The sequence below is a fragment of the Cupriavidus lacunae genome (genome assembly GCF_003353055.1).
GTDB lineage: Bacteria > Pseudomonadota > Gammaproteobacteria > Burkholderiales > Burkholderiaceae > Cupriavidus > Cupriavidus lacunae.
This window is the reverse complement of record NZ_QKWJ01000176.1, coordinates 1-5,276: the sequence shown is the minus strand read 5'-3', so window position 1 is coordinate 5,276 and position 5,276 is coordinate 1. Positions and strand designations below refer to the sequence as shown.

General features: G+C 61.2%; 4 protein-coding genes and 1 riboswitch. All 4 genes read right to left on the bottom strand.

What is annotated here, in order from left to right; translation table 11 throughout:
• Positions 1 to 122 precede the first annotated feature (122 nt).
• The 4 genes from metF to ltrA all read right to left on the bottom strand — a co-directional run bounded on the left by metF (position 123) and on the right by ltrA (position 4,899).
• Positions 123 to 953: a methylenetetrahydrofolate reductase [NAD(P)H] gene (gene metF / locus DN412_RS42120; protein WP_078194900.1), complete on the bottom strand. Its 831-nt coding sequence runs from the start codon at positions 951 to 953 to the stop codon at positions 123 to 125.
• Between the two features lie 74 nt (positions 954 to 1,027).
• A complete protein-coding gene (locus DN412_RS42115) occupies positions 1,028 to 1,378 on the bottom strand; it encodes a phage holin family protein (protein WP_115216890.1) in 351 nt (116 codons plus the stop codon).
• Between the two features lie 70 nt (positions 1,379 to 1,448).
• The gene (gene ahcY, locus DN412_RS42110) at positions 1,449 to 2,867 is read right to left on the bottom strand and encodes an adenosylhomocysteinase (RefSeq protein WP_115216889.1); all 1,419 of its coding nucleotides are present in this window, start codon (positions 2,865 to 2,867) and stop codon (positions 1,449 to 1,451) included.
• Positions 2,868 to 2,988: 121 nt separating this feature from the next.
• A riboswitch (S-adenosyl-L-homocysteine riboswitch) is annotated at positions 2,989 to 3,104 on the bottom strand.
• Between the two features lie 76 nt (positions 3,105 to 3,180).
• Positions 3,181 to 4,899, bottom strand: coding sequence for a group II intron reverse transcriptase/maturase (gene ltrA / locus DN412_RS42105; protein WP_115216888.1), 1,719 nt, complete (start codon positions 4,897 to 4,899; stop codon positions 3,181 to 3,183).
• Between the last annotated feature and the right edge of the window lie 377 nt (positions 4,900 to 5,276).

The window sequence follows — 5,276 nt, the reverse complement described above, 5'->3', positions numbered from 1 at the left end:
GGGGACCGAAGGCGCCCAAGAAGAAGGGCTATGTTGCCGGATGCGTGGCACGACGGCATGTATCTACCGCCCGTGTCATCAAGGCTGGACGTGTCGTTTGATCACCTTGAAAGGGGTGGCCCTTACAGCTTCAGCCGCTGCCAGATCGCCTTGGTGGCGCCGGCCGCGTTGAGCGTGTAGAAGTGCAGGCCCGGCACGCCCGCGGCGAGCAGGCGCTCGCACAGCGCGGTGACCACGTCCAGGCCGAAGGCGCGGATGGATTCGCGGTCGTCGCCGAAGCCCTCCAGCCGCTTGGCGACCCAGCGCGGCACTTCGGCGCCGCACATCTCGGAGAAGCGCATCAGCTGCGAGTAGTTGGTGATCGGCATGATGCCGGGCACGATCGGCACCTCCACGCCCAGCGCGCGCACGTCATCGACAAAGCGGAAGTAGGCGTCGGCGTTGTAGAAGTACTGCGTGATGGCGGAGTCGGCGCCGGCCTTGACCTTGCGCACGAAGTTGTCGAGATCGTGGCGCGGGGACTTGGCCTGCGGGTGGTACTCGGGGTAGGCCGCGACTTCGATATTGAACCAGTCGCCGGTCTCGGCCCGGATGAACTCGACCAGTTCGTTGGCGTAGCGGAACTCGCCGATCTCGCCCATGCCCGAGGGCATGTCGCCGCGCAGTGCGACGATATGGCGGATGCCGCCGTCGCGGTACTGCTGCAGGATCGCGCGGATGCTCTCGCGCGACGAGCCCACGCACGACAGGTGCGGCGCGGCCTCGATGCCTTCGCGCTGGATTTCCAGCACCGCGTCCAGCGTGCCCTGCTGCGTGGTGCCGCCGGCGCCGAACGTCACCGATATGTACTTGGGCTTTAGCGGAGCCAGCTGCGCACGCGTGTTGCGCAGTTTCTCCGTGCCCTCCGCCGTCTTGGGCGGGAAGAATTCAAAGCTGAAGTAGCGGTCTTGCATGATGGTGGCGCGCCGCGTTGGCGCGGCGCGCGATAGAGGATCAGTGCGGTGCGGGCCGCTTCAGGTGGTGAGCTTCAGGCGGTGCGTTCGCCCAGCAGCAGGCTGGCCAGCAGCCACGAGATCACGCTGTACAGGATGGAGCCCAGCAGGGCCGCCCAGAAGCCGCCGACAGTAAAGCCCGACAGCAGGTTGCCGACAAACAGGAACAGCAGCGCGTTGATGACGAAGATAAACAGCCCCAGCGTCAGCAGCGTGACCGGCAGCGTCAGGATCACCAGGATCGGACGGATCAGCGTATTGACCAGGCCCAGCACCAGCGCCGCCAGCATCGCCGAGCCGAAGCTCTTGATGTGGATCGACGGGACGAGGTACGGCAGCACGAACAGCGCAACGGCGTTGATGACCCAGACGACCAGTAGTCTCATGACGGCTCCTTGAATGTGGTTTCTCCCTCTCCCGCAAGCGGGAGAGGAGAGTCCTGCCTTGCTGCGCGGATCAGTAGCGGTAGTGGTCCGCCTTGTACGGGCCTTCCTTCTTCACGCCGATATACGCGGCCTGCTGTTCGGTCAGCTCGGTCAGCTGCGCGTTCAGCTTGCGCAACTGCAGGCGCGCCACCTTCTCGTCCAGGTGCTTGGGCAGGGTGTAGACGCCGACCGGGTACTTGTCGCTGTCGCGTTCCTGCCAGAGTTCGATCTGGGCGATGGTCTGGTTGGCGAACGAGCTGCTCATCACGTACGACGGGTGGCCGGTGGCGCAGCCCAGGTTCACCAGGCGGCCCTTGGCCAGGATGATCAGCTTCTTGCCGTCGGGGAACTTCACATGGTCGACCTGCGGCTTGATCTCGTCCCACTCGTACTTCTCGATCGAGGCGATGTCGATCTCGTTGTCGAAGTGGCCGATATTGCAGACGATGGCCTGGTCCTTCATCTTTGCCATGTGGTCATGGGTGATGACATGGTAGTTGCCGGTGCAGGTGACGAAGATATCGCCATGCTCGGCGGCGTAGTCCATGGTCACCACGCGGTAGCCTTCCATCGCGGCCTGCAGCGCGCAGATCGGGTCGATCTCGGTCACCCACACCTGCGCCGACAGCGCGCGCAGCGCCTGCGCGCTGCCCTTGCCCACGTCGCCGTAGCCGGCCACGATGGCAACCTTGCCGGCGATCATCACGTCGGTGGCGCGCTTGATGCCGTCCACCAGCGACTCGCGGCAGCCATACAGGTTGTCGAACTTGCTCTTGGTCACCGAGTCGTTGACGTTGATCGCCGGGAAGCGCAGTTCGCCCTTCTGGGCCATCTGGTACAGGCGGTGCACGCCGGTGGTGGTTTCCTCGGTCACGCCGCGGATGGCTTCCAGGTTGCGGCTGTACCAGCTCGGGTCCTTGGCCAGCTTTTCCTTGATGGCGGCGAACAGGTAGGTTTCTTCCTCGCTGCCCGGCTTGGCGATGAGCGAAGCGTCCTTCTCGGCGCGCGCGCCCAGGTGCAGCAGCAGCGTGGCGTCGCCGCCGTCGTCCAGGATCATGTTGGGGGTGCCGCCATCCGCCCAGTCGAAGATGCGGTGCGTGAAGTCCCAGTATTCCTTGAGCGATTCGCCCTTGAAGGCGAACACGGGCGTGCCGCCGGCGGCGATCGCGGCGGCGGCGTGGTCCTGGGTCGAGTAGATGTTGCACGAGGCCCAGCGCACGTCGGCGCCCAGTGCCTTGAGCGTCTCGATCAGCACGGCGGTCTGGATCGTCATGTGCAGCGAGCCGGCGATGCGCGCACCCTTGAGCGGCTGCGCGGCGGCGAATTCGTCGCGGATCGCCATCAGGCCGGGCATTTCGGTCTCGGCGATGGCAATTTCCTTGCGGCCCCAGCCGGCCAGCTTGATATCGGCGACGAGGTAGTCTTGCTTCAGGTCGGTCACAGCGTTCATGTTTCACTCCCGGTGAAGAGTGGCACGCAGATGACGAGTACGGGAATCTGGCAGCTGTGGCATGGCGCGGGGGCACATGCAAAGCACGCGGATAGGTCGACTCGCCTCCGTGCGGACCACGGATCAGCGAGCGCCGTTGAAGACAGTCCGAGCCTGGCGGATGGCATGGGGCGGCTGTGCCGCCGGCCGCGCGATGTGCTTCGCAGGCCTCCATCCGTTGCAACGCTCCTCGGGAGGGTAGGAGTATACCATCACTGGTGACACTCCCCCCTAAGAGCCGTACGTGCGGGTTTCCCCGCATACGACTCAAGCCTCAACAAAGTGAATCGAATAAATCGAACACCGGCTTCACAACGGTTCTGCCGTGGTGATGAACTTGAACATGGCAACCCGGGTGCACCAGCACACGATTTCCTAGAGCGTCGGAGCCGCCGAGAACGCGCGGCACGATGTGGTGATCATCCCACCCCGTCTCTTTGGTCATCTTGCACTGACACAACGCACATAGACCCCGCTGGGACATATACAGCTTGATCCACTGCTTGCGGTGCGACATGCTTTGTAGCATGCGCTCCTGCCGCAGTTTTTCGCCATACATTTCCCAAACCGGATCGAAGGGATTGTATTCCCCCTTGACCTTCGTGTGCCTCCTGATCGGCGTGCCCGCGAGCGGGTATAACTCCAACCAGAAGGGAGTACCCCTCTTATCCACTGTTGTGGTGCCGAACACCCAGTTCCGATTGCCGATGGTTACGAAATACCGCTTCCGCACCCACTCGGCGTTCTTTCCTCGATGTCGCCGCTTTGCCCACCGCCACAGAGCCTGAAAAACCATGCGCTCCATTCTGGTGAACATTGCCTTTGCCACCACTGGGCTGTGATATTGCGCCCAGCCCCTTAGCATCGGGTTCAGCAGTCGGATCAGATCCTCTTGCTTTCCCCCCTTCTTGGCACTGATGACTCCTTTGACCTTGCGGTAGAACGCTTGCGCGTTTTTCTTGCTCGGCTTGATGAGCAGTTTTCCCGAGTACTTCCGGAAATTCCACCCAAGGAAATCAAAGCCTTCGGCGATATTTACGATCCGCGTTTTCTCCGTCGATAGTGTCAGTCCCCTGACAGCGAGGAACTGTTCCACCCACGGCTTCACTTCGTTTTCTAACACCTCCGGCGTATTACCGGTGATTACGAAGTCGTCCGCATAGCGCACAACATTTACCTTGTGCCTTCGCAGGTTGTGGGCCCCTAACTTCGCCTTGAGAGCGGCAGTCAGTTGCTGTTCCAACCCGTTCAGCGCCACATTTGCCAGAGTCGGGGAAATGATGCCCCCCTGTGGTGTTCCGGCGTCGGTCGCCTGAAACTGGCCTTCAAAGACCACGCCAGCTCTCAGCCACTTCCGAAGGATGGCTTTGTCCATTGGGACATTGCGCTCCAGCCAGTCATGACTGATGTGGTCGAAGCACCCTTTGATATCCGCCTCCAATACCCATTGTGCCGAGGCTTTCAGGGCGAGGGAGGCGAACAGCTGTCTCATGGCATCATGAGTCGAACGATTGATCCGAAACCCATACGAGTTCGGATCGCTCGTCCCTTCGGACACCGGTTCCAGCGCCAGCAGATACAACGCTTGCATGGCTCGGTCCAACATGGTCGGAATGCCCAGGGGGCGCTTCTTACCGTTGGCTTTGGGGATGTAGACCCTCCGTAATGGCAGTGGCCTGTACCCCCGGCGTTTCAACCGTCCAATGGCTTCCCACCGGACTTCAGGCGCTTCCCACTTCACGCGGTCGACTCCCGCCGTCCGCGCACCTTGGTTCATCGTCACTCGCCGTACCGCCGATGCCTTGGCGGAAAACGAGCGGGTCAAGGACCTTTGCAGGGCTTTCACCCTGCGCCAATCCCCTTCCTGTGTTGCCTTCGCAATTCGAATCTGCATTACTCGAACATTCCGTTCAATGCGGCGCCAATCGATGTCGCCCCATTTTTGCGGAACGCCGGAAGGCGCAGATTCATCCTCGAGGATCAATGCTTCCATGCTGCCCTCCTATCTTGAGGATCTTCCCCAACATCGAGTGACAACATGCCCCTTGCGGGACAGGCTGTCCCACAAGGGAAGAAAAATTTAAACAAGCGAGTTCAGTCAGTCGTCTTGCGACGAGTAGACCAGTTGGAAGTCTGCCCGCTTTCGCGTGGGATGATGTTTCAATCCCTATCCGGACCATTACAGCCCAGCATTCGCGAGCCTGTCAGATTTCTTGTGTGTTGAGGTCATGAGACGATATCGAAAGGAACGCCCTTATGACCGAAACAACAAGCATGACGAAGAAGAGCAAGAAATCGAGCGCACCGAAGCTGTTTCCGGATGAGTTGATCGATCAACTACTGGCTCAGGTACAGAACAAGGACGCCGAG